We start from the raw sequence: 736 nt of genomic DNA on the forward strand, positions 1-736 counted from the left end.
TAATGAGTTTGCCGCGATGGGCTAAAACCGGTTTAGACTCAGGAGTAATGTTCTGGAGGGGGTGTAATAGAAGCCAGGAAGGGATCCTGGTAGTGGGCCGCCTGTGCGGCAAAAATCAGCTGGGAACCGGTATCGGTAAAACTTGTGAAGTTCCCCGGCGGCAAGGCAAAGCAAACGCAGGCCCGCTGAACACCAAAAGCAGTGACAGCAACACAACGATAGTGGGGCGATTCTTTGCGGCCATCCTGCTTTCAAGCACCAGTCTGTGACATTAACAAATTAAGGCATACGATCTACCGATACGTTCCCAAAAGACCAACACTATTTTATTCCGTTGTAAGCGTCCGCCGATGGCGCTGCTCTTCTGTGTCGGCAGTCGGGTTAGAACATCCCTTGGATACCCATAGGGATCATGCCCTTTCCGCATAGCCGACTGGATCAGCGTCATGACCGCAGCCGCGCGTTGACCACTGCGGAGTGATCCCAGGAACAGCCCAACGCACAGGGCCACGAGCCTTCACTTATACGTGACGCCGTGTCGATCGAAGATCTCATAAACTTCCCCGGCCTCCTCCTGCGGCAACATCACCCGGATCGTCTGCTCTTCCTTATCAATAAAGATCACATCCTGTGGGATTTCGCTGCCAATAAGATCGTCTCGCGTATTGCGTGCCTGATCCATGTTCTCGAACTTACCATTAATAGCTTTACCCATCGTGCTTCTCCTTGTTGTTTA

At 52.2% G+C, this 736-nt stretch carries 2 protein-coding genes and 1 pseudogene; 1 reads left to right on the forward strand and 2 read right to left on the reverse strand.

Annotated elements, in window-relative coordinates:
- The coding region (locus B2W52_RS20305; RefSeq protein ID WP_286803987.1) for a hypothetical protein at positions 1–269 on the forward strand (269 nt) is incomplete at its 5' end.
- A 2-nt stretch (positions 270–271) separates the two neighbouring features.
- On the opposite strand, the pseudogene B2W52_RS20310 reads toward B2W52_RS20305, so the two are convergent.
- A pseudogene (locus tag B2W52_RS20310) lies at positions 272–493 on the reverse strand (transposase domain-containing protein); the annotation flags it as partial.
- 24 nt (positions 494–517) lie between these two features.
- The gene (locus B2W52_RS20315) at positions 518–715 is read right to left on the reverse strand and encodes a hypothetical protein (protein WP_008171269.1); all 198 of its coding nucleotides are present in this window, start codon (positions 713–715) and stop codon (positions 518–520) included.
- Between the last annotated feature and the right edge of the window lie 21 nt (positions 716–736).

The organism is Marinobacter sp. UBA2498 (assembly GCF_002341575.1).
Classification (GTDB): Bacteria; Pseudomonadota; Gammaproteobacteria; order Pseudomonadales; family Oleiphilaceae; genus Marinobacter; species Marinobacter manganoxydans.

Bases quoted from the DNA above. Each gene is read 5' to 3' on its own strand.
- B2W52_RS20315 (WP_008171269.1), bottom strand. From the start codon at position 715: ATGGGTAAAGCTATTAATGGTAAGTTCGAGAACATGGATCAGGCACGC.